Source organism: Geodermatophilus sp. SYSU D00697 (assembly GCF_054050175.1).
Genome location: NZ_JBJGYV010000015.1, coordinates 56,031 through 82,120 on the forward strand (window position 1 = coordinate 56,031; position 26,090 = coordinate 82,120).

General features: G+C 75.4%; 24 protein-coding genes and 1 pseudogene. 10 read left to right on the plus strand and 15 right to left on the minus strand.

All coding sequences use genetic code 11. From position 1 onward, the window contains the following. Positions 1 to 48: 48 nt before the first annotated feature. The 6 genes and pseudogenes from rplS to rpsP form a co-directional block, all read right to left on the minus strand. Complete coding sequence (gene rplS, locus ACI79C_RS14450; protein WP_456910488.1) at positions 49 to 405, minus strand: 50S ribosomal protein L19; 357 nt, start codon at positions 403 to 405, stop codon at positions 49 to 51. Between the two features lie 144 nt (positions 406 to 549). Further along, a pseudogene (locus ACI79C_RS14455) lies at positions 550 to 1,071 on the minus strand (NUDIX hydrolase); the annotation flags it as partial. Beyond that, positions 1,043 to 1,774: a tRNA (guanosine(37)-N1)-methyltransferase TrmD gene (trmD, locus tag ACI79C_RS14460; protein ID WP_456946357.1), complete on the minus strand. Its 732-nt coding sequence runs from the start codon at positions 1,772 to 1,774 to the stop codon at positions 1,043 to 1,045. The gene trmD and the pseudogene ACI79C_RS14455, both read right to left, overlap by 29 nt. 4 nt (positions 1,775 to 1,778) lie before the next feature. Then, positions 1,779 to 2,327: a ribosome maturation factor RimM gene (gene rimM, locus ACI79C_RS14465; protein WP_456946358.1), complete on the minus strand. Its 549-nt coding sequence runs from the start codon at positions 2,325 to 2,327 to the stop codon at positions 1,779 to 1,781. A gap of 27 nt (positions 2,328 to 2,354) precedes the next feature. Then, positions 2,355 to 2,591: an RNA-binding protein gene (locus ACI79C_RS14470; protein ID WP_012949998.1), complete on the minus strand. Its 237-nt coding sequence runs from the start codon at positions 2,589 to 2,591 to the stop codon at positions 2,355 to 2,357. A 3-nt stretch (positions 2,592 to 2,594) separates the two neighbouring features. Next, positions 2,595 to 3,029 (minus strand): 30S ribosomal protein S16, encoded by a 435-nt coding sequence (rpsP, locus tag ACI79C_RS14475; RefSeq protein WP_456946359.1) that lies wholly within the window; start codon positions 3,027 to 3,029, stop codon positions 2,595 to 2,597. A gap of 158 nt (positions 3,030 to 3,187) precedes the next feature. Here rpsP and ACI79C_RS14480 point away from each other — a divergent pair, with 158 nt between their 5' ends. After that, entirely contained in the window at positions 3,188 to 3,586 is a 399-nt protein-coding gene (locus tag ACI79C_RS14480) for a VOC family protein (protein WP_456946360.1), read from the plus strand. 98 nt (positions 3,587 to 3,684) lie between these two features. On the opposite strand, the gene ACI79C_RS14485 is transcribed toward ACI79C_RS14480, so the two are convergent. From ACI79C_RS14485 to ffh, 3 genes are all read right to left on the minus strand, one after another. After that, on the minus strand, positions 3,685 to 5,442 hold the full coding sequence (locus ACI79C_RS14485) for a proline--tRNA ligase (protein ID WP_456946361.1): 1,758 nt from the start codon (positions 5,440 to 5,442) through the stop codon (positions 3,685 to 3,687). Between the two features lie 92 nt (positions 5,443 to 5,534). Beyond that, positions 5,535 to 6,617, minus strand: a complete 1,083-nt coding sequence (locus tag ACI79C_RS14490) for an amidohydrolase family protein (protein WP_456946362.1) — start codon at positions 6,615 to 6,617, stop codon at positions 5,535 to 5,537. 19 nt (positions 6,618 to 6,636) lie between these two features. Next, on the minus strand, positions 6,637 to 8,211 hold the full coding sequence (gene ffh / locus ACI79C_RS14495; RefSeq protein ID WP_456946363.1) for a signal recognition particle protein: 1,575 nt from the start codon (positions 8,209 to 8,211) through the stop codon (positions 6,637 to 6,639). A 313-nt stretch (positions 8,212 to 8,524) separates the two neighbouring features. Here ffh and ACI79C_RS14500 point away from each other — a divergent pair, with 313 nt between their 5' ends. Both ACI79C_RS14500 and ACI79C_RS14505 read left to right on the plus strand, forming a co-directional pair. Then, positions 8,525 to 8,959, plus strand: a complete 435-nt coding sequence (locus tag ACI79C_RS14500; RefSeq protein WP_456946364.1) for a hypothetical protein — start codon at positions 8,525 to 8,527, stop codon at positions 8,957 to 8,959. Continuing rightward, entirely contained in the window at positions 8,956 to 10,005 is a 1,050-nt protein-coding gene (locus tag ACI79C_RS14505) for a baeRF3 domain-containing protein (protein ID WP_456946365.1), read from the plus strand. Before ACI79C_RS14500 ends, ACI79C_RS14505 begins: the two co-directional genes overlap by 4 nt. A 6-nt stretch (positions 10,006 to 10,011) precedes the next feature. Here the strand turns inward: ACI79C_RS14505 and ACI79C_RS14510 are convergent, their stop codons facing one another. The 4 genes from ACI79C_RS14510 to ACI79C_RS14525 form a co-directional block, all read right to left on the minus strand. Continuing rightward, the gene (locus ACI79C_RS14510; RefSeq protein ID WP_456946366.1) at positions 10,012 to 10,233 is read right to left on the minus strand and encodes a hypothetical protein; all 222 of its coding nucleotides are present in this window, start codon (positions 10,231 to 10,233) and stop codon (positions 10,012 to 10,014) included. An 83-nt stretch (positions 10,234 to 10,316) separates the two neighbouring features. After that, the gene (locus ACI79C_RS14515; RefSeq protein ID WP_456946367.1) at positions 10,317 to 12,701 is read right to left on the minus strand and encodes a [protein-PII] uridylyltransferase; all 2,385 of its coding nucleotides are present in this window, start codon (positions 12,699 to 12,701) and stop codon (positions 10,317 to 10,319) included. A 148-nt stretch (positions 12,702 to 12,849) separates the two neighbouring features. Next, on the minus strand, positions 12,850 to 13,188 hold the full coding sequence (locus ACI79C_RS14520; protein WP_097208882.1) for a P-II family nitrogen regulator: 339 nt from the start codon (positions 13,186 to 13,188) through the stop codon (positions 12,850 to 12,852). After that, entirely contained in the window at positions 13,185 to 14,570 is a 1,386-nt protein-coding gene (locus tag ACI79C_RS14525) for an ammonium transporter (RefSeq protein WP_456946368.1), read from the minus strand. The genes ACI79C_RS14520 and ACI79C_RS14525 overlap by 4 nt, the downstream gene beginning before the upstream one ends. Before the next feature lie 337 nt (positions 14,571 to 14,907). Here ACI79C_RS14525 and ACI79C_RS14530 point away from each other — a divergent pair, with 337 nt between their 5' ends. The 5 genes from ACI79C_RS14530 to ACI79C_RS14550 are packed head-to-tail and all read left to right on the plus strand — an operon-like array spanning position 14,908 to position 18,554. Next, positions 14,908 to 15,609, plus strand: a complete 702-nt coding sequence (locus ACI79C_RS14530) for an energy-coupling factor ABC transporter permease (protein ID WP_456946369.1) — start codon at positions 14,908 to 14,910, stop codon at positions 15,607 to 15,609. Then, a complete protein-coding gene (locus ACI79C_RS14535; RefSeq protein WP_456946370.1) occupies positions 15,606 to 15,932 on the plus strand; it encodes a PDGLE domain-containing protein in 327 nt (108 codons plus the stop codon). The genes ACI79C_RS14530 and ACI79C_RS14535 overlap by 4 nt, the downstream gene beginning before the upstream one ends. A gap of 1 nt (position 15,933) precedes the next feature. Further along, positions 15,934 to 16,716, plus strand: a complete 783-nt coding sequence (gene cbiQ, locus ACI79C_RS14540; protein ID WP_456946371.1) for a cobalt ECF transporter T component CbiQ — start codon at positions 15,934 to 15,936, stop codon at positions 16,714 to 16,716. After that, the gene (locus ACI79C_RS14545) at positions 16,713 to 17,459 is read left to right on the plus strand and encodes an energy-coupling factor ABC transporter ATP-binding protein (RefSeq protein WP_456946372.1); all 747 of its coding nucleotides are present in this window, start codon (positions 16,713 to 16,715) and stop codon (positions 17,457 to 17,459) included. The genes cbiQ and ACI79C_RS14545 overlap by 4 nt, the downstream gene beginning before the upstream one ends. 30 nt (positions 17,460 to 17,489) lie before the next feature. Continuing rightward, positions 17,490 to 18,554 carry a threonine aldolase family protein gene (locus tag ACI79C_RS14550; protein ID WP_456946373.1) on the plus strand — a complete coding sequence of 355 codons (1,065 nt, stop codon included), beginning with the start codon at positions 17,490 to 17,492 and terminating at the stop codon, positions 18,552 to 18,554. A gap of 129 nt (positions 18,555 to 18,683) precedes the next feature. Here ACI79C_RS14550 and ftsY read toward each other — a convergent pair whose 3' ends face one another. Beyond that, positions 18,684 to 19,895 carry a signal recognition particle-docking protein FtsY gene (gene ftsY, locus ACI79C_RS14555; RefSeq protein WP_456946374.1) on the minus strand — a complete coding sequence of 404 codons (1,212 nt, stop codon included), beginning with the start codon at positions 19,893 to 19,895 and terminating at the stop codon, positions 18,684 to 18,686. A 72-nt stretch (positions 19,896 to 19,967) separates the two neighbouring features. Between ftsY and ACI79C_RS14560 the strand changes: the two genes are divergently transcribed. After that, on the plus strand, positions 19,968 to 21,647 hold the full coding sequence (locus ACI79C_RS14560) for an alkaline phosphatase D family protein (protein WP_456946375.1): 1,680 nt from the start codon (positions 19,968 to 19,970) through the stop codon (positions 21,645 to 21,647). A gap of 4 nt (positions 21,648 to 21,651) precedes the next feature. Further along, positions 21,652 to 22,455 carry an endonuclease/exonuclease/phosphatase family protein gene (locus ACI79C_RS14565; RefSeq protein ID WP_456946376.1) on the plus strand — a complete coding sequence of 268 codons (804 nt, stop codon included), beginning with the start codon at positions 21,652 to 21,654 and terminating at the stop codon, positions 22,453 to 22,455. A gap of 26 nt (positions 22,456 to 22,481) precedes the next feature. Here ACI79C_RS14565 and smc read toward each other — a convergent pair whose 3' ends face one another. Then, on the minus strand, positions 22,482 to 26,054 hold the full coding sequence (gene smc / locus ACI79C_RS14570) for a chromosome segregation protein SMC (protein ID WP_456946377.1): 3,573 nt from the start codon (positions 26,052 to 26,054) through the stop codon (positions 22,482 to 22,484). Between the last annotated feature and the right edge of the window lie 36 nt (positions 26,055 to 26,090).

A 26,090-nucleotide genomic window follows, 5' to 3' on the forward strand; every position in this document is an offset into this window, starting at 1 on the left:
GCGGGAGACCCGCCGCGGTCAGGCCGGTCACCCGGCCGAGGGAGCGTGTCAGCGAGAGACGGTCTCGCGCTTCTCCTTGATCTTGGCGGCCTTGCCGCGGAGCTCGCGCAGGTAGTACAGCTTGGCGCGACGCACGTCACCGCGGGTCACGACCTCGATCTTCTCCACGACCGGGGTGTGCACCGGGAAGGTGCGCTCCACGCCGACGCCGAAGCTGACCTTGCGGACGGTGAAGGTCTCGCGGATGCCCCCGCCCTGGCGGCGGATGACCACACCCTGGAAGACCTGGATGCGCGAGCGGTTGCCCTCGATGACGCGCACGTGCACCTTGACGGTGTCGCCCGGGCGGAACTCGGGGATGTCGTCGCGCAGCGAGTCGGCGTCGAGTACGTCCAGGGTGTTCATCGCGGCAGTCCTGTCCTAGCGGTTACGTCGTTCACGGTGCGGACAGCGAGCGGCCCCGGCTGTCCGATCCGGGGAGCTGCACTCCGGGAGGAGCTCCCGTCGAGGGACCGACGGTCCGCAGCAGCACTCTATGGTGCCACATCTTCAGCCGACGAAGCGCGGCGGCCCCGACCACGGCCCGGCCAGCAGCTCCGGCAGGAGGGTGGCCAGCTCCCGCGGCGCGAACGCCACGGCCTCCCCGGCGACCTCCGCGGCGCTCCACCAGCGGTGCGGCTCCTCGCCGAGGAGCTCCAGCTCCGTACGCCCCCGGGGGTCCACCTCGTGGACGACGTCGCGCAGCACGAAGAAGGTCTCGCGGGAGTCGATCTGGACCCCGGCGAAGGGGCCCACGTGTCGCCGGAACCACACCGGTCCCTCGAGCGCGGCGGGATCCACGTGCAGCCCGATCTCCTCGGCCAGCTCCCGGACGGCGGCGTCCCGGACGCTCTCCCCCGGCTCGACTCCGCCACCCGGCGTGTACCAGAACAACACCTCACCCGGCGGCACCGCGGGGTCGGTCAGCCGGGCACCGAGCAACAGCACCCGCCCCCCGGGGTCCAGCACGACCACCCGGGCCGTCGGGCGCACCCAGGGACGCTCAGCCACCGTCGAGGACGGCGCGCTCGCCGGGGGTCAGCGCGTCCTCGGGCAGGGCGGCCAGCAGGTCCGGACGACGGGTCGCGGTGCGCCGCAGCGACTCCGCGCGCCGCCACCGGGCGATGGCGGCGTGGTCGCCGGAGAGCAGCACCGGGGGGACGTCGTGGCCCCGCCAGGAGGCCGGCCGCGTGTAGGACGGCCCCTCCAGCAGGCCGTCGGCGTGCGAGTCGTACTCGACCGACTCCCGGTTGCCCACGACGCCGGGCAGGAGCCGGGTCACCGCCTCGACCATGACCAGCACCGCGGACTCCCCACCGGCGAGCACGTAGTCGCCGATGGAGACCTCCGACACCGGCCCGGCGTCGGCGGCCCAGTCGGCGACCCGCTGGTCGATGCCCTCGTACCGGCCGCAGGCGAAGACCAGGCCGGGTTCGGTGGCCCACTGCGCCGCCAGCGCCTGCGTGAACGGGCGCCCGGCGGGCGTGGGCACGACCAGCCGAGTGCCCGGTGGCCGGACGGCGTCCAGGGCGCGGCCCCACGGCTCGGGGCGCATGACCATGCCGGGTCCGCCGCCGTAGGGCGCGTCGTCGACGGTGCGGTGGACGTCGTCGGTCCACTGCCGCAGGTCGTGCACGCCGATGCTGACCAGCCCCCGCTCGGCGGCCTTGCCCAGCAGCGACTGGCGCAGCGGCGCCAGGTACTCGGGGAAGATCGTGATGACGTCGATCCGCATGGGTCTACAGCTCCAGCAGGCCCTCGGGCGGGTCGACCACGACGAACCCGCCGGCCAGGTCCACGGTGGGCACGATCGCCGCCACGAACGGGACCAGCAGCTCCCCGCCCTCGTCCCGGCGGACGACGAGCAGGTCGGCGCCCTCGTGCCGCACGGCGCTCACCTCGCCGAGGACGGTCTCGTCGGTCAGTCGGGCGGTGAGTCCGACCAGTTGGTGGTCGTAGTAGGCGTCGGGGTCCTCGAGCTGCGGCAGGTCGGCGACCGGGACGTGCAGCTCGGTGTTGCGCAGCTCCTCGGCCGCCTCGCGGCTGTCGACGACCCGGCCGTCGGGGCCCTCGAGGAGCAGCAGGAGGACGTCGCGGTGCCAGCGGCGGCCGGCGACGGTGAGCGGCCCGCGCGCGGCGGGCTCGGTGAGCAGGACGGCGCCGTCGGCGAACCGGAGGTCGGGGTCGTCGGTGCGGACCTCGACGGTCACCTCACCACGGACACCGTGGGGCCGGCCGATGCGGCCGACCACCACGGTGTCGGTGGGGTCGTTGGCGGCTGGGTCCATCGAAGAGCGAGCCCTCCGAGGGAGGGCTCAGCGCCCGTCGGTGTCGACGACGTCGACCCGCAGGCCCCGGCCGCCGACGCCGGTCATCACGGTGCGCAGCGCCTTGGCGGTGCGACCGCCGCGGCCGATGACCTTGCCGAGGTCGTCGGGGTGCACCCGCACCTCCAGGGTCTTGCCGCGCCGGTTGCTGAGCAGGTCGACCGTGACGTCCTCGGGGTGGTCGACGATGCCCTTGACCAGGTGCTCGAGCGCCTCTTCGAGCACGTCTTACTCGGCGGGCGTCTCGGCGGCGGCAGCCGCGTCGTCGGCCTGGGGAGCGGCCTTCTTCTTGGGGGTGGTCGCACCGGCGGCCGGCTCCTCGGCGCCGGCGTTGCGGACGGCCTCCTCGTAGAGGGCCTTCTTGTCCGGCTTCGGGGCGGCGACCTTCATGGGCGGCGGGGCCGGCTCGCCCTTGAACTTCTGCCAGTCACCGGTCACCCGGAAGATGGCGGCGACGGCCTCGGTCGGCTGCGCGCCGACACCCAGCCAGTACTGGGCGCGCTCGGAGTCGACCTCGATGAAGGACGGGTCCTCCTTCGGGTGGTACTTGCCGATCGTCTCGATCGAGCGGCCGTCCCGCTTGGTGCGGGCGTCGGCGACGACGATCCGGTAGTACGGCGCGCGCATCTTGCCCAGGCGCATGAGCTTGATCTTGGTGGCCACGGTGGCTCGTGTTCTCCTCGAACGCTTTCGTCGGTTGCTCGCCGGACGGACGCGTGGGGTACGCCGGGGCGGAGCCAGGGACACGGCCGGCAACGGTGAGAGGGCCGCCCACCGCCGTGTTCGACCGACCATCATGCCAGATCCCGCAGGATGGCCCCATGCCGAGGCGAGGCCTGCTGCACCACATCGAGGTCTGGGTCCCCGACCTGCCCCGCGCCGAGCGCTCCTGGGGCTGGCTGCTGACCGCGCTGGGGGCGCAGCCGTACCAGTCCTGGGTGCACGGCCGGTCATGGCGGTCGGGCGACGTCTACGTCGTGGTCGAGCAGTCCCCGGACCTGGGCGGGGCCGTCCACGAGCGCCGCTCCCCCGGCCTGAACCACCTCGCGTTCTGGGCCGGGACGGCAGCCGAGCTCGACGACCTGGTCGCGGAGGCGCCGTCCCACGGCTGGCGGCTGCTCTTCCCCGACCGGCACCCGTTCGCCGGCGGCCCGGAGCACCGCGCCGCCTACCTCGAGGACGCCGACGGGTACGAGGTGGAACTGGTCGCCGCCGAGTAGCTGCGGACGTCCTCCCCCACCGCAGCGCGTCCTCCCCCACCGCCCGCCGTGAGGGAGGACGCGCTGCGATCAGGTCACCTGATCCGAGCCGGGGTCCTTCAGCCGCGGACGGCGGCCAGCACGCGGGCCGCCGCCTCCCCGACCGGCACCTCCTCGCGCTGCCCGGTCGCGCGGTCCCGCAGCTCGAGCACGCCGTCGGCCAGGCCGCGGCCGACCGTGACGATCGTCGGCATCCCCAGCAGCTCGGCGTCCTTGAACTTCACCCCGGGCGAGACCTTCGGCCGGTCGTCGTAGAGGACGGTCAGCCCGGCGGCCTGCAGCTCCTGGGCGAGGGACTCGGCGGCCTCGAAGACCGCGGCGTCCTTGCCCGTGGCGACGAGGTGCACGTCGGCCGGAGCGATCTCGCGCGGCCAGACCAGGCCGAGCTCGTCGTGCGTGGACTCGGCGATCGCCGCCACGGCCCGCGAGACGCCGATGCCGTAGGAACCCATGGTGACCGTGACCAGCTTGCCGTTCTCGTCGAGCACCTTCAGCTCCAGCGCTTCGGCGTACTTGCGGCCGAGCTGGAAGATGTGGCCGATCTCGACGCCGCGGGCCAGTTCCAGCGGGCCGGAGCCGTCCGGGGCGAGGTCGCCGGGCAGCACCTCGGCGGCCTCGATCACGCCGTCCCAGGTGAAGTCCCGGCCGGCGACGAGGTCGAACACGTGCTTGCCCGGCTCGTTGGCCCCGGTGATCCAGCGGCTGCCGGGCACCACCCGCGGATCGACCAGGTAGCGGATGCCCGACTCGCTGTCGGCGCCGAGCACCTGCGGGCCGATGTAGCCCTTGACCAGCCGCGGGTGCTGCTCGAACTCGGTGAACGGCTCGACCTCCGCCGGCGCGACCTGGGCCTCCAGGCGCTTGGCGTCCAGCTCCCGGTCGCCGGGGATGCCGACGATCAGCGGCTCGCGCGTCCCGTCGGGGTGGACGAGGGTGACGACGACGTTCTTCAGCGTCGACGCGGCGGTGTACCCGGCGTCCGGGAACAGCTGCTGGCCGACGGCGACGAGGGTCTCGATGGTCGGGGTGTCCGGGGTGTCCTCGACGTGCGCCTCGGGCAGCCCGTCGAGGGGGATCTCGTCGGGGGCGACGGTGGTGACCGCCTCCACGTTGGCCGCGTAGCCGCCGGCCGAGCGGACGAAGGTGTCCTCGCCGATCTCGGTCGGGTGCAGGAACTCCTCGCTCCTGGACCCGCCCATCGCCCCGGACATCGCCGAGACGATCACGTACTCCAGCCCCAGCCGGTCGAAGATCCGGATGTAGGCGTCGCGGTGGGCGGCGTAGCTCTTGTCCAGGCCGGCGTCGTCGACGTCGAAGGAGTAGCTGTCCTTCATGGTGAACTCGCGGCCGCGCAGCAGGCCCGCCCGCGGCCGCGCCTCGTCGCGGTACTTGGTCTGGATCTGGTACAGCGACAGCGGGAGGTCCTTGTACGACGAGTACAGGTCCTTGACCAGGAGGGTGAACATCTCCTCGTGCGTGGGGCCGAGCAGGTGGTCGACGCCGCGACGGTCCTTGAGGCGGAAGAGGTTGTCGCCGTACTCGGTCCAGCGGCCGGTGGCCTCGTAGGGCTCGCGGGGCAGCAGCGCCGGGAAGTGCACCTCCTGCGCGCCCATCCGGTCCATCTCCTCGCGGATGACCCGCTCGACGTTGCGGAAGACCCGGTAGCCCAGCGGCAACCAGGTGAACCCGCCCGGCGCGGCCCGCCGGATGTAGCCCGCCCGGACCAGGAGGCGGTGGCTGGGGACCTCGGCGTCGGCCGGGTCGTCACGCAGGGTGCGCAGGAACAGGGTGGACATCCGCAGGAGCACGGAGCGCATTGTCGCCCTCCGGGCTCCACCCGCGGCCAGGTGCCCTCCCGCAGTCGCGCCGAGCCCGCTCCCGGTCCCCGTCGGCAGGGGTCCCGGACGGGTCAGTGGACGCGGCCGCGCAGGACGGTGAGCTGCGGGCGGGCGAGGGTGTCGAGGTCCGCGCGGGGGTCGCTGTCGTAGACCACCAGGTCGGCCGGCGCGCCCTCCTCGAGGCAGGGCAGGCCGAGCCAGTCCCGGGCCGACCACGACGCCGCGGCCAGCGCCGCCTCGGCCGGCAGGCCCGCCTCGGCCAGGGCGCGCACCTCGTCGGCGATGCGGCCGTGGTCGATCCCGCCGCCGGCGTCGGTGCCGGCGAAGACCGGGACACCGGCCTCGAACGCCGCCCGGACCACCGCCCCCGACGACGCGTACAGCCGCCGCATCGTGCTGGCGTAGGCCGGGAACTTCGCCTCACCCGCAGCGGCGAAGGACGGGAAGTTCTCCACGTTGACCAGCGTCGGGACGACGGCGGTGCCCCGCGCGGCCATCTCGCCGATGAGCTCCTCGGTCAGGCCGGTGCCGTGCTCGATGCAGTCGATGCCCGCGCGGACCAGGTCGGGCAGCGCGTCGGTGCCGAAGGTGTGCGCGGTGACCCGGGCACCCTCCTCGTGCGCGACCGCGATCGCGGCGGCGACCGCGTCGGCCGGCCACTCGGGTGCCAGGTCGCCGGCACCGCGGTCGATCCAGTCGCCGACGAGCTTCACCCAGCCGTCGCCGCGGCGGGCCTGCACGCGCACCTCGGCGGCGAGGTCTCCGGGCGCCAGCTCGACCGCCAGCCCGGGGATGTAGCGCCGCGGTGCCGCCAGGTGCCGACCGGCCCGGATGATCCGCGGCAGGTCCGGTTCGTCGTCCAGCGCGCGGGTGTCCACCGGTGAGCCGCAGTCGCGCAGCGCCAGCACGCCGGCGTCCCGCTCGGCGAGGGCCTGCTCGCGCAGCCCGGCGAGGTCCTCGACGTGCACGCCGCCGCGGCCGATGCCCACGTGGCAGTGGGCGTCGACCAGCCCCGGGACCAGCCACCCGCCGCGGCTGACGGTCTCCGCACCCGGGACCGACTCGAAGGTCAGCCGCCCGTCGCGGACCCACACGTCCCGGTGCTCGGCGTCGGGCAGCAGGACGCCGGCGAGGTGGAGCGCCGGGGTGCTCACCGCCCTGCGGGAGCCGGGGTCACGACCGGTCGTCCTTGAACTGGTCGAAGTTCAGCTTGGTGAGGTCGGGCAGGGCCTGGCCGGGCGGCAGCGTCGGCATGCCGCCGGGCATCCCACCGGGCAGGCCACCGCCGGGGAAGCCCGCGCCGGGTGGGAGGCCCGGGGCGCCCATCGGCCGGCGGGCGGGGCCGCCCTTGCCCTTCCCCTTGCCCTTCTTGCCCTTCTTCGACTGTGCCTGCATCTGGCGCCCGCGGGCCTTCTTCGACATCGGGCCCATGCCGGGCAGCCCCATGCTGCCGGCCATCTGGCCCATCATCTTCTGGGCCTGCGCGAAGCGCTCAAGGAGCTGGTTGACCTCGGTGACGGTCACGCCGGAGCCGTTGGCGATGCGCACCCGCCGCGACGCGTTGATGATCTTGGAGTTGACCCGCTCCTCCGGGGTCATCGACCGGATGATCGCCGCGGTGCGGTCCAGGTCGCGGTCGTCGACCTGCTTGAGCTGCTCCTTCATCGCGCCCGCCCCGGGCAGCATGCCCAGCAGGTTGGCGATCGGCCCCATCTTGCGGATGGCCATCATCTGCTCGAGGAAGTCCTCGAGGGTGAAGCCCTCCCGGGAGGCGAGCTTGCCGGCCATCTTCTCGGCCTGCTCGGCGTCGAAGGCCTGCTCGGCCTGCTCGATGAGGGTGAGCACGTCGCCCATCCCGAGGATGCGCGAGGCCATCCGCTCGGGGTGGAAGACGTCGAAGTCGGTGAGCTTCTCGCCGGTGGAGGCGAACATGATCGGCTGGCCGGTCACGTACCGCACCGACAGCGCGGCACCACCGCGGGCGTCGCCGTCGAGCTTGGTGAGGACGACGCCGGAGAAGCCGACCCCGTCGCGGAAGGCCTCGGCGGTCGTGACGGCGTCCTGACCGATCATCGCGTCGACGACGAACAGCGTCTCGTCCGGCTGCACGGCGTCGCGGATGCCGGCGGCCTGGGCCATCAGCTCCGCGTCGATGCCGAGCCGGCCGGCGGTGTCGACCACCACGACGTCGTGCATGGTGCGGCGGGCGTGCTCGATGGAGTCGGCCGCGACCCGGATGGGGTCGCCGATGCCGTTGCCCGGCTCGGGGGCGAAGACGTCGACCCCCGCCTGGCCGGCGACGATCGAGAGCTGGTTGACCGCGTTGGGCCGCTGCAGGTCGGCGGCCACCAGCAGCGGGGTGTGGCCCTGGCCCTTGAGCCAGCGGCCGAGCTTGCCGGCGAGCGTCGTCTTACCGGAGCCCTGCAGACCGGCCAGCATGATGACCGTCGGCGACTGCTTGGCGTAGCGCAGCCGGCGGGTCTCGCCGCCGAGGATCTCGATGAGCTCCTCGTTGACGATCTTGATGACCTGCTGGGCCGGGTTCAGGGCCTGCGAGACGTCGGCGCCGCGCGCCCGCTCCTTGACCGCGGTGATGAAGGCCCGCACCACCGGCAGCGCGACGTCGGCCTCCAGCAGCGCGATGCGGATCTCGCGCGCGGTGGCGTCGATGTCGGCGTCGGTGAGCCGGCCCTTGCCGCGCAGGCCGCTGAACACCTTGTCGAGGCGGTCGGAGAGGGTCTCGAACACAGCACGTCCTCAGCAGTTCTCGCGGGCGCGGCCGGCCGGTCGGACCGACCGGCTGCTCGGCTCCGGCACCGGGGGACCCCGGCACCGTCGCGCCACCTCCCGACCAGCCTAACGAGCGCCGGCCGGGTGCCGGCCGCACGAACGGCGGGACCCCCACGTGACAGGTGAAGCCTTTTTCACCTATGCTCGGTGGCGCGAGGGGAGTACCCACCCGCAGCAGCGATGCCGCCGCCCGTCAGTCCCGGCTCCGGCCCGGGCGCGGCCGGTCCTGACCGGACCGAGGGGAGACCTCGCCGCACCGCGGGAGACCCGCATGACCCTGCTCAGCCCCACCGTCCCGGCCCGCGTGCCCTCACCGGCGCCTCCGCCCCGGATGTCGAAGGGCGGCGCACCCCGCCTGCTCGCCGTCGTCCTCGACCGGGAGAGCGCCGTCGCCACCCTCGACGCGGCCTACGCCGCCGCGCGCGAGACCGGCCGCGAGGTGCACACCGCCCTGCTCCTGCCCCGGACGCCGTTCACGCTCGACGCGGCCCTGCTGGCACTCCTCGCCGAGGAGGCCGACCGCGAGGCCTGCGACCTCGTCACGCTGGCCGCACACCGCGCGGCCGCGGCCGGGGTACAGGCACGGATCAGCATCCACCGGCTCAGCGGGCTCCGCGGCCGGCGCCGGCAGCGGGTCCTCGACCGCGCGGTCGCCCGTCTGGCGCGGCGGCTCGACGCCGTCCCGGTGGGCTGGACGGCCCGGTGACCACCACAGCGGAGCGGATCGGCTGGCCCTCGCCCGAGCAGGTCGTCCTGCTGCAGTCGGTGCGCGACGACCCCTGCGTCTCCCTGCTGGCCACGACCACCCCGGCCTCCCGCATGACCGACACGGATGCCCAGCGGCTGCGCCGGCTGGCCGACGACGCCGCGGCCCGCCTCGTCGACGACGGCGCCCCCGGCGCCGCATCGCTGGTGGCCGCGCTGGACGAGGTGGTCGCGCGAGTGCGCACCGAGCCGACGGGGACGGGGATCGCGCTGTTCGTCAACCGCGCGGTCCGTGAGGTGGTGCGGCTGCCCGTGCCGGTGACCGACCGCGTCGTGGTCGACCCCACGTTCGCCACCCGCGACCTGGTGCGGGCCATGCACCGGACCCCCCGGCACGTGGTCCTGTTGCTGTCGGAGCGTGAGGCCCGGCTGCTCGAGGGCGTGGCCGACGACCTGCGCCCGCCGCCGCGCTCGGCCTTCCCGCTGAGGGCGGAGGACGTCCCGGGCGACGGTTTCCTGCGTCGCGTGGACCAGGCGCTGGGGACCTTCCTGCGGCTGCACCCGGCTCCACTGGTGCTCGTCGGCGCCGAGCGGACGCTGGCCCGCTTCCGTCGGGTGTCACGCAACACCGGGCGGTTGGCCGGGTCCGTCGCCGGCAACCTCACGCGATCGCCACTGGCGACGCTGGCCCCCAGGATCCGGCAGGTGCTGGAGGCCCATCTGCGCTCCCGTCAGGACGAGGCGCTGGCGCACCTGGACCGGCGCCGCTCCCGCCAGGCGGTGGTCGAGGGCATCGACGCGGCCTGGCTGGCCGCCCGCCGTGAGCGGCCCGAGATGCTGGCGGTCGAGGAGGGGTTCACCCACCCGGCGCGGCTGAGCCCCGACGGGGACTTCCTCACCCGTGCCGACGACGTGGACCACCCCGATGTGGTGGACGACGTGGTGGACGAGTTGATCGAGACGGTGCTGGTGCGTGGCGGATGGGTCGCGTTCGTACCCGACGGCGCGCTCGCCGAGCACGGCCGGGTGGCGCTCACCCTCCGGTGAGGGGACTCAGGCGGCGCGGCGCTGCGGGACGACCGCGGCGGTGACCGACGGAGCGGCGGAGAAGACCGCCGTCCCGCAGTCGGCGCAGGCCCACTCGGGGCACTCGCCCCCGTCGTCGGTGTGGCCGTCGACGCAGGGGGGCTGCACGAACTCCCGGTCGTCGCCACAGGCCGCACAGGGCCACACGCGCCCCTCGGCCGTCGCGATCTCCTCGGACCGGTTGCGCATGCGGGTCCCTCCCCCGGACGACGGGACCGTTCCGTCCCACTCCCCTCCGACGGTGCCACGGGGGTCCGACGGTCCCGGGGACCTCAGCCCGGCGTGTCCCCCGGCGCGGGCACCGGATCGGGCACCGCACCCCGCACCGCGGCCGCCAGCGCGGCGTCCACGCGGGCCCGCTGCTCGCCGTCGATGGGCACGCCCGAGGGGTTGCACACGTAGAAGTGGTCGGCCGCGTCGGCGCCGAGGGTCTCGATCCGCGCCGACGTCACGTCCAGCCCCTCGGCGGCGATCGCGGCGGTGAGCCGGTACAGCAGCCCCGCCCGGTCCCCGGCCCGCACCTCGACGATCCCGGTGGCGTCGCCGGTCACCTCTCCGTTGTGCCACGCGATGCGCGGCGGGGTCGCCCGGACGGCGTCCTGCCGGTAGTCGGCCTCGCGCTGCCGCAGCCGGTCGGCCAGCGGGAGCGTGCCCTCCAGGGCCGCCCGCACCGCGTCGGCCAGGATCGACGGGACCGGGACCCGCCCGAACCGCGGCCGGACGGCGAAGACCGCGGTCGCCCGCCCGCCGACCACGTTGACCTTCGCGGCCCGGACGTCGAGCTGGTTGAGCGCCAGCACCCCCGCCAGGCTGCTGAACAGCCCGTGCCGGTCCGGGGAGGTGAAGGTGACCTGCTGGCCGTCGGCGACGTCCTCCACGCCGACGCTCACCCCGCCGGCTCCCTCCAGCGGTGCGGACCACTGCGGTTCGGCGGCCTGCAGCACCGGCTCCGGGTCGCGGGCCGGCGTCCCGCCCAGCCGGGCCTGCACGCGGGCGACGAGGGCGGCGACGAGGTGGGCCTTCCACGGGCTCCACGCCGAGCTGCTGGTGGCCGCGCCGTCGGCCTGGGCCAGGGCGTGCAGCAGCTGCAGCAACGCCGGGTCGTGCCCGATGGTCGCCGCGACCCGGTCGATGGTGGCGCCGTCGTCGATGTCGCGGCGGGTGGCGGTGTCGGGCAGCAGCAGGTGGTGGCGCACCATCGCGGCCAGGGTCGCGACGTCGGCCTCGGAGAACCCCATCCGGGTGGCGATCCGCGCCGCGACCGGCTCCCCGACCTCGCTGTGGTCGCCGGGCCAGCCCTTGCCGATGTCGTGCAGCAGCGCGCCGACCAGCAGCAGGTCGGGCCGGTCGACGTCGCGGGTGAGTTCGGCCGCCGCGGCGGCGGCCTCCACCAGGTGCCGGTCGACGGTGAACCGGTGCCACGGGTGCCGCTGCGGCAGGGAGCGCACCCGGTCCCACTCGGGCAGCAGCCGCGACAGCAGCCCCTCCTGGTCCAGCTGCTCGAGCACCGCGACGGCGGAGCGGCCGCTGGCCAGCAGCCGGAGGAACGACCAGCGCACCTCGGCCGGCCACGGCTCCGGGAGCGGCGGCGCGTGCACCGCGAGGACCTTGAGCGTGTAGGGCGACAGCATCAGGTCCGCGCGGGCGGCGGCCGCCGCGCCGCGCAGCACCAGACCCGGGTCGGCGGCCGGGCGGGCGTCGCGGGCGAGGACGACCTCGTCCCCCTGGCGGACGACGCCCTCGGCCAGGGGCTCCCGGCGCACCCGGCGGTAGCGGCCGCGGGGACGGCGGACCAGGGAGGCCTCCACCCGCCGCCAGGTCTCGTCCGCGACGAAGGCCAGCCGGCGCCCGGCCAGGCTCACCTCGCGCAGCAGCGCGTCCTCGTCGGACAGCCCGAGCGCGACCGCGACCGGCCGCTGCTCCTGGCGGACGAGCACGTCGCCGGGTCGGCCCAGCCGCCGGCGCAGCTCGTCGCGGACGTCGAGCAGCAGCGCGTAGGCCTCCTCGGCCTCGGGGGAGGGCTCGTCGGCCAGCTGGGCCGCGGCCACCGCGCGCAGCACCTGCCCCTCGCGCAGTCCGCCGTAGGCCTCCTTGAGGTCGGGCTCGAGCAGGAAGGCGAGCTCGCCGACCTGCCGCGCGCGGCCGCGGCGCAGGTCGCGCAGCTGGGGCAGCAGCCGGGACGCCGACTGCCGCCAGCTGGCCAGCGTCGCCGTGCGCAGCGCGGCCGCGAGGTCGGCGTCGCCGGCCACCAGGCGCGCGTCGAGCAGGCCCAGGCCGGCCTTGACGTCGGTGGAGGCCACGCCGACGGCCTCGGCGACGGTGCGCACCGAGTGGTCCAGGCGCAGGCCCGCGTCCCAGATCGGGTACCAGATCGCGTCGGCGAGGGCGGCGATCTCCGGCCGGCCGTCGTGCACCAGCACCAGGTCGAGGTCCCCGTGCGGCGGGAACTCCCGGCGCCCCAGGCTGCCGACCGCGACGAGGGCGACCCCGTCGGTGCCGGTGCGGGGCTGGTCCCCTCCCCGCCCGCCCGAGCCGCGGCGCGGGCGGGACGGCGGCGTCCCGGTCACGGCCTCGTCCAGGAGGCCGGTCAGCCAGGCGTCGAGGACCTCCCCCCGCTCCGCCCGCGACAGTGCGGGCAGCGACCCGGTGTCCAGCACGACTCCCCCTCTCCTCGTGACTCGTCCGGGAACGGCACCGGCCGGGGTGGCGGGACCTCCCACCACCCCGGCCGGCGAGAGAGGACCTCCCTGCCCCCCACCGCCCGCAGGCTCGCGGCGGGCCCCTGCGGGGAGGCCGCCGACGCCCCTACAGGGCGTCGGCGCCGCGCTCACCGGTGCGGACCCGGACGATCTCGTCGATCGTCGTGACCCACACCTTCCCGTCGCCGATCTGGCCGGTGGACGCGGCCTCGACGATCGCGTCCACGACCCGGGCGGCGTCGATCTCGCCGACGACCACCTCGATCCGGACCTTGGGCACGAAGTCCACCTGGTACTCGGCCCCGCGGTAGACCTCGGTGTGACCCCGCTGGCGGCCGAAGCCCTGGACCTCGCTGACGGTCAGTCCCGCGATCCCGATCAGCTCGAGGGCGTTCTTGACGTCGTCGAGCTTGAACGGCTTGACGATGGCGGTGACGAGCTTCATGCCCGGATCCCTTCCGTGTTGCGAGCCACGGTCCGGTGCGCCGGGTCCTGCGCCGTGGCGTGGGCCTGAGTGGTGAGTGTCGCAGCGCCGCCGCCCCCGCCCCCGAGCGAGGCGAGGTCGTAGCCGGTCTCAGCGTGCACGGCGCCGTCGATGCCGCTGACCTCCTCCTCCTCAGTGATCCGGAAGCGCATCGTCTTGGCGACGGCGAACCCGATGACCAGGGTGAGGACGAAGGAGTAGACGAGCACCGCGAGGGCGCCGATGGCCTGCCGCCACAGCTGGTCGACACCGCCACCGTAGAAGAGGCCGTCGACACCGGCCGTGGTGGCCGAGGAGGCGAACAGGCCGACGGCGAGGGTGCCCCAGAGGCCGCCGACGAGGTGGACGCCGACGACGTCCAGGGAGTCGTCGTAGCCCAGCTTGTACTTCAGGCCGACCGCCAGGGCGCACACGACGCCGGCGACGAGCCCGACGACGATCGCCCCCAGCGGGGTGACCGACGAGCAGGCCGGGGTGATCGCCACCAGCCCCGCGACGACGCCGGAGGCCGCACCCAGGGAGGTGGCGTGCCCGTCGCGCAGCTTCTCCGTGAGCAGCCAGCCGAGGGTGGCCGCACCCGTGGCCGCCAGCGTGGTCACGAAGACCTCCGCGGCCTGGCCGTTGGCCGACAGGGCCGAGCCGGCGTTGAACCCGAACCAGCCGAACCACAGGATCCCGGCGCCGATCATGACCAGCGGCAGGTTGTGCGGACGCATCGGGTCGCGGCCGAAGCCCCGCCGCCTGCCCAGCACGAGGGCCAGCGCCAGGCCGGCGGCACCGGCGTTGATGTGCACCGCGGTGCCACCGGCGAAGTCGATGGCCAGCAGGTTGTTGGCGATCCAGCCACCGGTCTCGGACTCCGCCCCGTTGAAGGCGAAGACCCAGTGGGCCACCGGGAAGTAGACGACCGTCGCCCAGATGCCGGCGAAGACCATCCAGGGGCCGAAGCGGGCCCGGTCGGCGATGGCGCCGGAGATCAGCGCGACGGTGATGATCGCGAAGACCGCCTGGAAGGCGACGAAGGCCAGCGACGGGACGGTGAAGACGAGGTTCTCGGGCGCGAAGGCGGCGTCGAGTCCACCCGTGCCGATCAGCGAGGACAGGCCGAAGAACTCGAAGGGGTCACCCAGGAGGCCACCGCCGACGTCGTCGCCGAAGGCCATCGAGTAGCCGTAGAGCACCCAGAGCACGCCGATGAGGGCGAGTGCGCCGAAGCTCATCATCATCATGTTGAGGACGCTCTTCGCGCGGACCATGCCGCCGTAGAAGAGCGCCAGGCCGGGGGTCATGAACAGCACCAGGGCGGCGCTGGCGAGAACCCAGGCGGTGTCGCCGGTGTCCACGGCAACCTCCTGACGGATCGGTGTGGCGGAGCCACGGGAGCGGCCGGGACTGACGACCCGGGCCGAGGGTCTGGACCGTCCCCCTCGGGCGAGGGGCGACGTGGCGTTCACCGTGCCGCCCGCCTGTTTCGCCAGGCGGCACGCCGCTGTTTCCGGACGGTGAACTCCGGCCCGCGTGTCCGGCGCCCGTGTTCCAGTCGTGTTGCACGGGCCCGGCGGGTGACCCCGGTCACGGACCCGGCCGCTTGTTGCAAGCCATGTGCAATTGCCAACCGACTGCAATAAGGTCGGTCCCGGTCGCCCGATGGCGGGTGGCCGGAGTCTGCGAGGAGGCAGCGTGCACGTTCCCGACGGGTTCCTCGACGCCCCGACGTCGGTCGCGACCGGCGCGGTTGCCGCCGGGGCCGTGGCGGTGGCCCTCAAGGGCGCCCGGCGTGAGCTCGACGAGCGCACCGCCCCCCTGGCCGGCCTCACCGCCGCCTTCGTCTTCGCCGTGCAGATGATGAACTTCCCGGTCGGCGCCGGGACCAGCGGGCACCTCATCGGCGGCGCGCTCACCGCCGTCCTCGTCGGCCCCTGGACGGCGGTGCTGTGCATGACCGTCGTCCTGCTGGTGCAAGCGGTCCTCTTCGCCGACGGCGGGCTGACGGCGCTGGGCACCAACGTGACGCTGATGGCGGTCGTCGCGGTCGGCGCCGCGTACGGCGTCTTCCGCCTGCTGACCGCCGTCCTGCCGCGGACCCGCACCGGGGTGCTGGCCGCCGCGGGCGCGGGCGCCTTCCTCTCGGTGCCCGTGGCGGCGCTGGCGTTCGTGGCCCTGTTCGCCGTGGGCGGTGTCGCCGACGTCCCGGTCGGCACGGTGGCCGCCACGATGGGCGGCATCCACGTGCTCATCGGCATCGGCGAGGCGGTGATCACCGTCGCGGTGCTCGCCGCCGTCCTCACCGTCCGGCCGGACCTCGTGTGGGGTGCCCGACGGCTGCGCACCGCCGCCGACCTCGCCCCGCGTCCCACCGCTCCCGTGGGAGGTGCCCGGTGACCACGTCCCGGCGGAGCCGCGGCTTCCTGCTCGTCGGCGTCCTGGTCGCCCTCCTGGTGGCCGGGGTCGGCAGCTACTACGCGAGCGCGCACCCCGACGGCCTGGAGTGGTCGGCCGAGCAGGAGGGCTTCCTGGACACGGCCCGCGACAGCGCCACAGCCGACTCCCCGCTGGCCGACTACGCCGTCGCAGGCATCGACGACGGCCGGCTCTCCGGCGGGCTGGCCGGGATCGCCGGGGTCGCGGTCACGCTCGTGCTGGCCGGCGGGCTGACCCTGCTGGTGCGCCGGCGCGGCCGCGACACCGCCGACGCGACCGACTGAGGTGGGCGCCGGGCACGGCGGCGCGCTGGGTGCCGCCTACGTGGCAGGGACGACCCCGGCCCACCGGCTCGAGCCGCACCTGAAGCTGGTCGCGGTCCTCGGCTTCGCCGTCGTGGTGGTGGCGACCCCGGTGCACGCGCCGTGGGCGTGGGCCGCCTACGGCGGCTACCTGGCGCTCGTCCTCGGTGCGGCGGCCGTGGCCCGCGTCCCGCCGGGCCGGCTGGCCCGCAGCCTGGCCGTGGAGACCCCCTTCGTCCTGTTCGCGCTGCTGCTGCCGGTGGTCGCGCAGGGACCGCGGATCGAGGTCGCCGGGCTCTCCCTGTCCCAGAGCGGACTCGTCGCCGCCGGCGGGCTGCTGGCCAAGGCGACGCTGTCGGTGCTGGCCGCCACCGTGCTGGCGGCCACCACCGAGCCGCGGGCCCTGCTGCGCGGTCTGGAGCGGCTGCGGCTGCCGTCGGTCCTCGTGCAGATCCTCATGTTCATGTTCCGCTACGCCGACGTCGTCGGCGGCGAGTTGCGGCGGATGCGCGTGGCGCGGGAGTCCCGCGGGTTCCGCGGTCGCCACCTGGGGGCGCTGCGGGTGCTGGGCCCGGCCGCCGGGTCGCTGTTCATCCGCTCCTACGAGCGGGGTGAGCGGGTGCACCTGGCGATGCTGTCGCGCGGCTACACCGGCCGGATGCCCTCCGCCCCGGCGCCCGCCGTGGCCGCGCAGTCCTGGCTCGCCGCCCTCGCCCTCCCGGTGGCTGCCGGCGCCGTCCTGGCGTCTGGTCTGCTTCTCGGGTGAGCGCCCCGCCCTCCCTGGACGTCGAGGACCTCGCCTACGCCTACCCCGACGGGCACCAGGCCCTGTTCGGGGTGGACCTGCGCATCGAGCGCGGCGAGCGGGTGGCCCTGCTCGGGCCCAACGGTGCCGGCAAGACCACGCTGGTGCTGCACCTCAACGGCATCCTGCGGGGCGGGCGTGGCACGGTGACCGTCGCCGGGCTGCCGGTCGACCAGCGGCACCTGCAGGAGATCCGCCGGCGGGTCGGCGTGGTCTTCCAGGACCCCGACGACCAGCTGTTCATGCCCACCGTCGGCGAGGACGTGGCCTTCGGCCCGCGCAACCTCGGGCTGCCCGAGGCGGAGGTCGCCGCCCGCGTGGCCGCGGCCCTGGAGCAGGTCGGCATGGCCGGCGTCGCCGACCGCCCGCCGCACCACCTCTCCTTCGGGCAGCGCCGCCGGGTCGCCGTCGCGACGGTCCTGTCGATGCACCCGGAGATCCTGGTGCTGGACGAACCGTCGTCCAACCTGGACCCGGCGGGCCGCCGCGAGCTGGCCGAGGTCCTGGAGGCCCTGCCGGTGACGATGCTGATGGTCACCCACGACCTGCCCTACGCCCTGCAGCTGTGCCCGCGCTCGGTCGTGCTCGACGGCGGGGTCGTGGTCGCCGACGGGCCGACCCGCGAGCTGCTCGCCGACACCGAGCTGCTGCACCGCCACCGGCTGGAGCTGCCCTTCGGGTTCGACCCGAAGGCGGTGCCCTGACCCGACCGCGGCCTCGGCGAGACTGACCCGGTGGACGACGACCTCCTCGCCCTGCGCGCCTCCTGCGACCGGTCCCTGAGCGGCCACGGCGAGTGGCGGGCCCGGGACCTGATGGCCACGATCCCGGCGGACACGGCGCTGGACCGCTACGGCGACGGCGGCGTGGTCGCCGACCTGGAGGCGGAGGTGGCCGGGGTGCTCGGCCTGCCGGCGGCCGTCTACGTGCCCAGCGGCGTGATGGCCCAGCAGGCGGTGCTGCGCGTGCACGCCGACCGGCGCGGCCGGCGCACCGTGGTCTTCCACCCCGAGTGCCACCTCGCCCGCCACGAGGAGCAGGCGCTCGAGCGCCTGCACGGCATGGTCGGCCGCCCCGTCGGCGACCGGGACCGGCCGCTGCTGCGGGCCGACCTCGACGGGGTCGCCGAGCACCCGGCCGCGCTGCTGGTCGAGCTGCCCCAGCGCGACCTCGGCGGCCGCCTCCCCGCGTGGGACGACGTCGTGGCGCAGGCCGCCTGGGCGCGGGAGCGCGGCGCGGCCGCCCACCTCGACGGCGCCCGGCTCTGGGAGGCCTCGGCCGGGTACGACCGCTCCCCCACCGAGATCGCCGCCCTGTTCGACACCGTCTACGTCAGCTTCTACAAGGGGCTCGGCGCGCTGGCCGGCTGCTGCCTGGCGGGGCCGGCCGACGTCGTGGCCGAGGTGCGGGAGTGGCGGCGCCGGATGGGCGGCACGGTGTTCGGCATGTGGCCCGGGGCGGCGTCGGCCCTGACCTGCCTGCGCCGCCGGCTGCCGCTGATGCCCGCCTACCTGCGCCGTGCGCGCGAGGTCGCCGACGCGGTGCGCGACCTGCCCGGCGTCACCGTCGTCCCCGACCCGCCGGAGACGCCGATGCTGCACCTGCTGCTGCGCACGACGCCGGAGGCGTTCGCGGCGGCCGCCCGGGTCCTGGCGGTCGAGCACGGGCTGTGGACCTGGCCGCGGGCGACCCCCACGGGCGACCCCGGCGTCGTGCGGGTGGAGCTGTCGGTCGGCGACGCGACGACGGCGCTGCGCGACGAGGAGGTCCGCACCGCGGTGGCGGCGCTGACCCGCTGAAGGAGGACCCCCTCCTTCTCAGCCCTCGCACGCTCGGGCCGAGCCGCGGGAGGGGGCCGGGGAGGACGGGCGGCCCCGTCCAGGGCACCGCCCCGAGCCTGCCGGCGGTGGCGAGGACGGGGTCCTCTCTCAGTCCGCCCCGCCGACCAGCGCCTCGGCGAAGGCCTCCGGCTCGAACGGCGCCAGGTCGTCGGCTCCCTCGCCGAGCCCGACGAGCTTCACCGGGATGCCGAGCTCCCGCTGCACGGAGACGACGATGCCGCCCTTGGCGGTGCCGTCGAGCTTGGTGAGGACGACGCCGGTGACGTCGACGGCGTCGGTGAACACGCGGGCCTGCACGACACCGTTCTGGCCGGTCGTCGCGTCGAGCACGAGCAGCACCTCGGTCACCGGGGACTGCTTCTCCACGACCCGCTTGATCTTGCCGAGCTCGTCCATGAGCCCGCCCTTGGTGTGCAGCCGCCCCGCGGTGTCGACCACCACGGTGTCCACCTCGGCCTCCACGCCGGTGCGCACGGCCTCGAAGGCGACCGACGCCGGGTCCGCGCCCTCGCGGCCCCGCACGGTCAGGACGCCGACCCGCTCACCCCACGTCTCCAGCTGGTCGGCCGCCGCGGCGCGGAAGGTGTCGGCCGCGCCGAGCACCACGCTCTTCCCGTCGCCGACGAGCGCCCGGGCGATCTTGCCGACCGTCGTCGTCTTGCCCGCCCCGTTGACGCCGACGACCAGGACGACGCCGGGGCGGCCCTCGCGCCGGTCGACGCCCAGGTGGCGGTCGAGGTCCGGGCCGAGGACGGCGGTGAGCTCCCGCACCAGCAGCCGGCGCAGGTCGGCCCCGGAGGCGGTGGCCAGCACCATCGACTGGGTCCGCAGCCGGTCGACGATCTGCTGCGTGGCGGCCACGCCGACGTCGGCGGCCAGCAGCGTCTCCTCGACCTCCTCCCAGTCGTCCTCGGTGAGCTTCTCGCGGGCGAGGACGGTCAGCAGGCCGCGACCGAGCGAGGACTGCGAACGGGCCAGCCGCGAGCGCAGCCGGACCAGGCGGCCCGCCGACGGCGGCGGGGTCTCGAAGACCAGCCCCGGCTCGGGCTCGGCGGGCGGCAGCGGGGCGGGCGGCGCAGCCGGCGCCTCCGGTGGCTCGACCGTCCCCTGCCCGCTGGCCGTCGCGCCGGACGGGCGCGGTTCCTCGGTCGGCGCCGGCGGGCGCGGACGGGTCAGCGTCGTACCGGCGGCGGCGTCGTCGTCCAGGCGGGTGGTCCGCCGGCCGCGACCGACGAGGAGGCTGACCCCGAGGACCAGGGCGACGACGAGGATCGCGACCGCGATCAGCACGAACTCCATGGCCGACAGTCTCCCAGCACCCGGCTCGCCGGGACTGGGCGATACACAGGTCCGTGGGCCAGGCTGTGCGGCATGCCCCTGCCCGGCCGGGAGTCCCCGGTCCTCCTCCTCGGTCCGCTGCTGCGGCACGTCGACCCGGTGTCGGCCACCGTCTGGGTCGAGACCGACCGCCCCTGCGAGGTCGAGGTGCTCGGCCGGCGGGCCCGCACCTTCACCGTGGCCGGCCACTGCTACGCCCTGGTCGTCGTGGAGGGACTCGAGCCGGGCAGCACCACGCCGTACGAGGTGCACCTCGACGGCGAGCGGGTGTGGCCGGAGGCGACCTCGCGCTCCCCCACCAGCCGGATCCGCACCCCGGGCCGCCCCGGACCCTTCCGGATCGCCTTCGGCTCCTGCCGCTACGCCACCCCCAGCACCGTGGACGCGGCCGAGGCCATCCCGCCCGACGCGCTGGACACCTACGCCGCGCACCTGGCCGGGCAGCCGGAGCACACCTGGCCCGACGCCCTCGTGCTGCTCGGCGACCAGGTGTACGCCGACGAGCTGACGACGGCGACCCGCTCCTGGCTGGCGCTGCGCCGCGAGGAGCACACCCCCGAGGGCGCCCAGGTCGCGGACTTCGAGGAGTACACCCGCCTCTACGCGGAGTCCTGGAGCGATCCCCAGGTCCGCTGGCTGCTGTCGACGATCCCGTCCTCGATGATCTTCGACGACCACGAGATGATCGACGACTGGAACACCTCGGCGGCCTGGCGCCGGGAGACCACCGGGGAGGACTGGTGGGAGGGCCGGATCGACGGCGGGCTGGTCAGCTACTGGGTCTACCAGCACCTGGGGAACCTCAGCCCGCAGGAGCTGGCCGAGAACCGGACCTGGCAGGCGGTCGGCGAGTCCCCCGACGACGCCGAGCCGGTGCTGCGGGCGATGGCCCGGGCGGCCGACAGCGACCCGCGGTCGGTCCGCTGGAGCTACGTGCGCCACTGGGGTGAGGCGCGGATGGTGATGATCGACAGCCGCGCCGGCCGGGTCCTCGACGAGCACGACCGCAAGATGCTCGACGACGACGAGTTCGCCTGGGTGGAGGCGGCGATGCACCGCGCGGTCGAGGAGGGCGTCGAGCACCTGATCCTGGGCACGTCCCTGCCCTGGCTGCTGCCCCATGCCATCCACGAGATCGAGCGGTGGAACGAGACACTCAACCGGCGCCACCTCGGCGGACCGGTCGGCTGGCTGTCGGAGAAGCTGCGCCAGGCCGCCGACCTCGAGCACTGGGCCGCGTTCGGGGACTCCTTCGAGCGGCTGGGGAGGGCCCTGGCCGCGATCGCCCGCGGTGAGCACGGCCGGGCACCGGCGACCGCGCTGGTCCTCTCCGGCGACGTCCACCACGCCTACGCCGCCGAGCTGGTGCGGCCCACCGGCCTCACCACCCGGGTGCACCAGCTGACCGTCTCCCCGCTGCACAACCAGGCGCCACACCCCATCAAGGTCGGGTTCCGGATCGGCTGGAGCCGCTGGGCGCGGCGGCTGACGACCGGGATCGCCCGGCTGGGCCGGGTCCAGCCCTCCGAGCTGGACTGGGCCAAGGTCACCGGCCCGTGGTTCGGCAACCAGCTGGGTGAGCTGGTGCTCCACGACCGCGAGGCCCGCTTCCGGTTGTTCGTCTGCGAACGCGACCGGCTCGGGGAGGAGTCCCTGCGGGAGGTCGCCGACCTGCCGCTGTCCGACCCCGTCTCCGCGGAGGTGACAGGCTGAACGGGTGACGCGACCCGCTCCCACCCCGGGGCAGCCGCCGATCCACGTGCGGCTGGCCACCTTCAACACCCACCACGCCGTCGGGGACGACGGCCGCCACGACCTCGCCCGGCTGGCCAAGGTGATCGCCGCGGTCGACGCCGACGTCGTCTGCCTGCAGGAGGTGGACCGGCGCTTCGGCGACCGCAGCGAGGACGTCGACCAGGCGCTGCTCCTCTCCCGGGCGCTGGAGATGCACCTGGCGTGGGGGCCGGCGATCGACGAGCCGCGCGGCGGCGAGGACGCCGTGCGGCGCCAGTACGGCAACGCGCTGCTGTCGCGGCGGCCGATCCGGGGCGACGCCGTCCACCGGCTCCCCGGCGACGGCGAGCCGCGCAGCGCCCTGCGCGTGCGGGTCGAGCTCGACGGCGGGGCGCTGTGGGTGACCACCACCCACCTGTCCACGCGCCCGCCCGAGCAGCGGGCGGCGCAGGCCGAGACGCTCGCGGACCTGCACGCCGACCCGGCCGAGGCCGCTGTCCTGGTCGGCGACTTCAACGCCGAGCCCGGCTCCCCGGAGCTGGCCGTGCTGCAGGCGCGGTTCGCCGACGCCTGGGAGCTCGCCCGCGAGCGCGACGACCGGGCCGGGTGGCGGTTCTGGCAGCACGCCCAGGGCCGCACCCACCCCGCCCGGCGCCCCCACCAGCGGATCGACCACGTGTGGGTCACCCCGGGGATCGAGGTCGCGGCGGCGCGGGTGCTCGACGGTGCCGGCGCGTCGGACCACCTGCCGCTCGTGGTCGACCTGGAGGTCCCCGCCGTCTCGTGACACCTGCGGTGTCGGGTGGCGCCGCCTCAGGCGGACTCGGCCTCGGGCTCCCGGAGGCGCTGGCTGATGACGCCGGTGATCCCGTCGCCGCGCATGCTCACGCCGTAGAGGGCGTCGGCGATCTCCATCGTCCGCTTCTGGTGCGTGATGACGATCAGCTGCGAGGTCGACCGCAGCTGCTCGACCAGGGTGAGCAGCCGGCCGAGGTTCACGTCGTCCAGCGCCGCCTCGACCTCGTCGAGGACGTAGAACGGCGAGGGCCGGGCGCGGAAGATCGCCACCAGCAGCGCGACGGCGGTCAGCGAGCGCTCGCCGCCCGACAGCAGCGACAGCCGCTTGACCTTCTTGCCCGGGGGGCGGGCCTCGATCTCGACACCGGTGGTGAGCAGGTCCTCGGGGTCGGTCAGGTACAGCCGGCCCGAGCCGCCCGGGAACAAGGTGGCGAAGACCTGCTCGAACTCCCGCTGCACGTCGGCGAAGGCGGAGGCGAACACGTCGTGGATCCGCTCGTCGACCTCCCGGACGACGGTCAGCAGGTCCCGGCGGGTCGCCTTGAGGTCCTCCAACTGCGTGGCGAGGAAGGTGTGCCGCTCCTCCAGGGCCGCGAACTCCTCCAGCGCCAGCGGGTTCACCTTGCCGAGGGTGGCCAGGTCGCGCTCGGCCCTGGCGGCGCGGCGCTCCTGAGCGGCGCGGTCGTAGGGCACCGGCTGCGGCTCGGGCTCCCCCGCCGCCTGGGCGGCGGCCACCTGGGCGGGCGTGGGTGGCACGGCGGCGGCGGGGCCGTACTCGGCCAGCAGCGTCGGCAGGTCGACGCCGTACTCCTCGGCGGCCCGGCCCTCGAGGGTCTCGATCCGGTACCGCTGCTCGGCGCGGGCGACCTCGTCGCGGTGCACCTCGTCGGTCAGCCGCTCCAGCTCGGCGGTGGCCGCACGGACCGCCGTCCGGACCTCCAGCAGCTCGGCCTCCCGCGCGGTGCGGACCCGGGCCAGCTCGTCGCGCTCGGCAGCGGCACGGGCGAGGCTGGCGGCCAGCGCGGTCAGCGCCGTGTCCGCTCCCGCGCGCACCCGGGCGGCCACCTGCGCGCCCCGCTGGCGAGCCAGCCGGGCCGCCGCGGCCCGCTCGCGGGCGGCTCGCTCCTGGCGGGCCTGGCGTCGCAGCGACTCGGCCCGGCCGGACAGCGCGCGGGCACGCTCCTCGGCGGTGCGGACCGCCAGCCGCGCCTCGGTCTCGGCCTGCCGCGCGGCGGCGGCCTCCAGGCGCAGGCGGTCGCGGGCAGCGGGGTCGGGCTCCTCCTCCACCGGCGCTGCCTCGGCCTCGGCGAGCCGGAGCTCGAGGTCGCCCAGCGCGGCCTGCGCCTGCTCCAGCGCCTGCTCGGCGCGGACCCGCGCGGCGGCGGACCGCTCGGCCTCCGCGGCGGCCGAGCGGGCGGCGGCACCCAGCTCGGCCAGCTGCGCGGCGACGGCGGAGCGGGTGCGGTCGGCCGCCTGCCGCGCGGCCAGGGTGGTGTCGACGTCGGCCGAGCGCTCCCGTGCCGTGTCCCGCGCCGCGGCCAGCCGGTCGGCGAGGTCCGCGGCGCGCGCGGCGGCGGCGGTCAGCTCCCGCTCGGCCTCGTCGACCCGGGCGCGGACCTCCAGGCCCGAGGGGGCGTTGGCCTGCCCGCCGACCGCCCAGTCGGCGCCGACCAGGTCGCCATCGGCGGTCACCGCCCGCACCCGTGGGTGGGTGCCCACCAGCGCCACGGCGGCGGCCAGGTCGGGCACGACCGCGACCCGGTCCAGGGCTCGGGCCAGCGCGGGCCGCAGCTCCTCGGGAGCCGTCACGAGGTCCAGCGCCCAGCGCGTGCCCTCGGGCAGCTGGGGCCAGCCCTCACGGGGCAGCGCGGGCAGACCGCCGGTCACGAGCAGCCCGGCGCGGCCGCCGTCGACGTCCCTGAGGTGGGCGAGCACGGCCGCGGCCCCGGCGACACCGTCGACGACCAGCGCGTCGGCCATGCCGGCCAGGGCGGCGGCCAGCGGCACCTCGGCGCCGGGCTCGACGGCGAGCCGCTCGGTCACCGGGCCGAGCACGCCAGGCAGGCCGGCGGCCAGCGCCGCGGCGGACCCGTCGACCGGGGCCAGGCCCAGGGCCAGGGCGTCGCGGCGGGCCTGCCAGGACGCGCGGTCCCGCTCGGCGGCCCGTTCGGCGGCGGCCAGCTCGGTCACCACCCTGGCGGCCTCCGCGTGCGCGGCGACGGCGTCGGAGTGGGCGGTGACCAGGACGACGTCGGTGTCCTCCTGGGAGGCGACCTCGTCGCGGCGCTCGGCCAGGCGCTCGGCGGCGACCTCCGCACGGTCGGCGGCCTCCCCGGCGGCCAGTGCCAGCCGCTCGATCTCCGCCTCGCCGGCCGTGACGCGCGACCGCGCGGCGGCGACCTCCCCGGACAGCCGGGCCAGGCCCTCGCGGCGGTCGGCCAGCGCCCGCGCGGCGGCGACCCAGGCGCGCTCGGCCTCGGCCAGCGCGGCCTCGGTCTCGGTGCGGGCGGTGACCGCGGTGGCCAGCCGGCTCCGCTCGGCCTCCAGCCCGGCGGCGAGCTCGGCCTCGGTGGCGGCGACCCGGTCGGCCTCGGCCTCCAGCTGCTCGGGGTCCCGGCCGCCGGTCGTCGGAGCCGGGACCGCCGAGAGGTGCCGGTGGCGCTCGGCGGCCAGCTGGGCGACGCCGCGGAACCGCTCGGCCAGCGCCGACAGCCGGTACCAGGTCTCCTGCGCCGCGCTCAGCAGCGGGGCGTTGGTGGCGAGCTCGGCCTCCAGGGCCGCCTCGCGGGTCGACGTCCGGACGAGCTCCGCCTCGACGACGGCACGCCGCTGGCGGGCGGCGGTCTCGTCGGCGACGTCCTCGTCCAGGGCGTCACGCAGCTGCACCAGGTCGTCGGCGAGCAGCCGCAGGCGGGCGTCGCGCAGGTCGGCCTGGACGCCGGCGGCGCGGCGGGCCACCTCGGCCTGCCGGCCCAGCGGCTTGAGCTGGCGGCGCAGCTCGGCGGTGAGGTCCCCGAGCCGGTCGAGGTTGGCCTGCATCGCGTCGAGCTTGCGGAGCGCCTTCTCCTTGCGCTTGCGGTGCTTGAGGACTCCGGCGGCCTCCTCGACGAAGGCGCGGCGGTCCTCCGGGCGGCCGGAGAGGACGGCGTCGAGCTGCCCCTGCCCCACGATGACGTGCATCTCGCGGCCGATGCCGGAGTCGCTGAGCAGCTCCTGGACGTCGAGCAGCCGCACCTTGTCGCCGTTGATCTCGTACTCGCTCTCACCGGAGCGGTACATCCGGCGGGTGATCGAGACCTCGGTGTACTCGATCGGCAGCACGCCGTCGGCGTTGTCGATGGTGAGGGTGACCTCGGCCCGGCCGAGCGCCGGGCGGCCGGCGGTGCCGGCGAAGATGACGTCCTCCATCTTGCCGCCGCGCAGGCTCTTGGCCCCCTGCTCACCGAGGACCCAGGCGATGGCGTCGACGACGTTGGACTTCCCGGAGCCGTTGGGGCCGACGACGGCGGTGATCCCCGGCTCGAGGCGCAGGGTCGTCGTGGACGCGAAGGACTTGAAGCCCTTGAGCGTCAGGCTCGACAGGTGCACAGGCTCAGTGGGAGGGCCCCGTCCCTCTCACCCCTC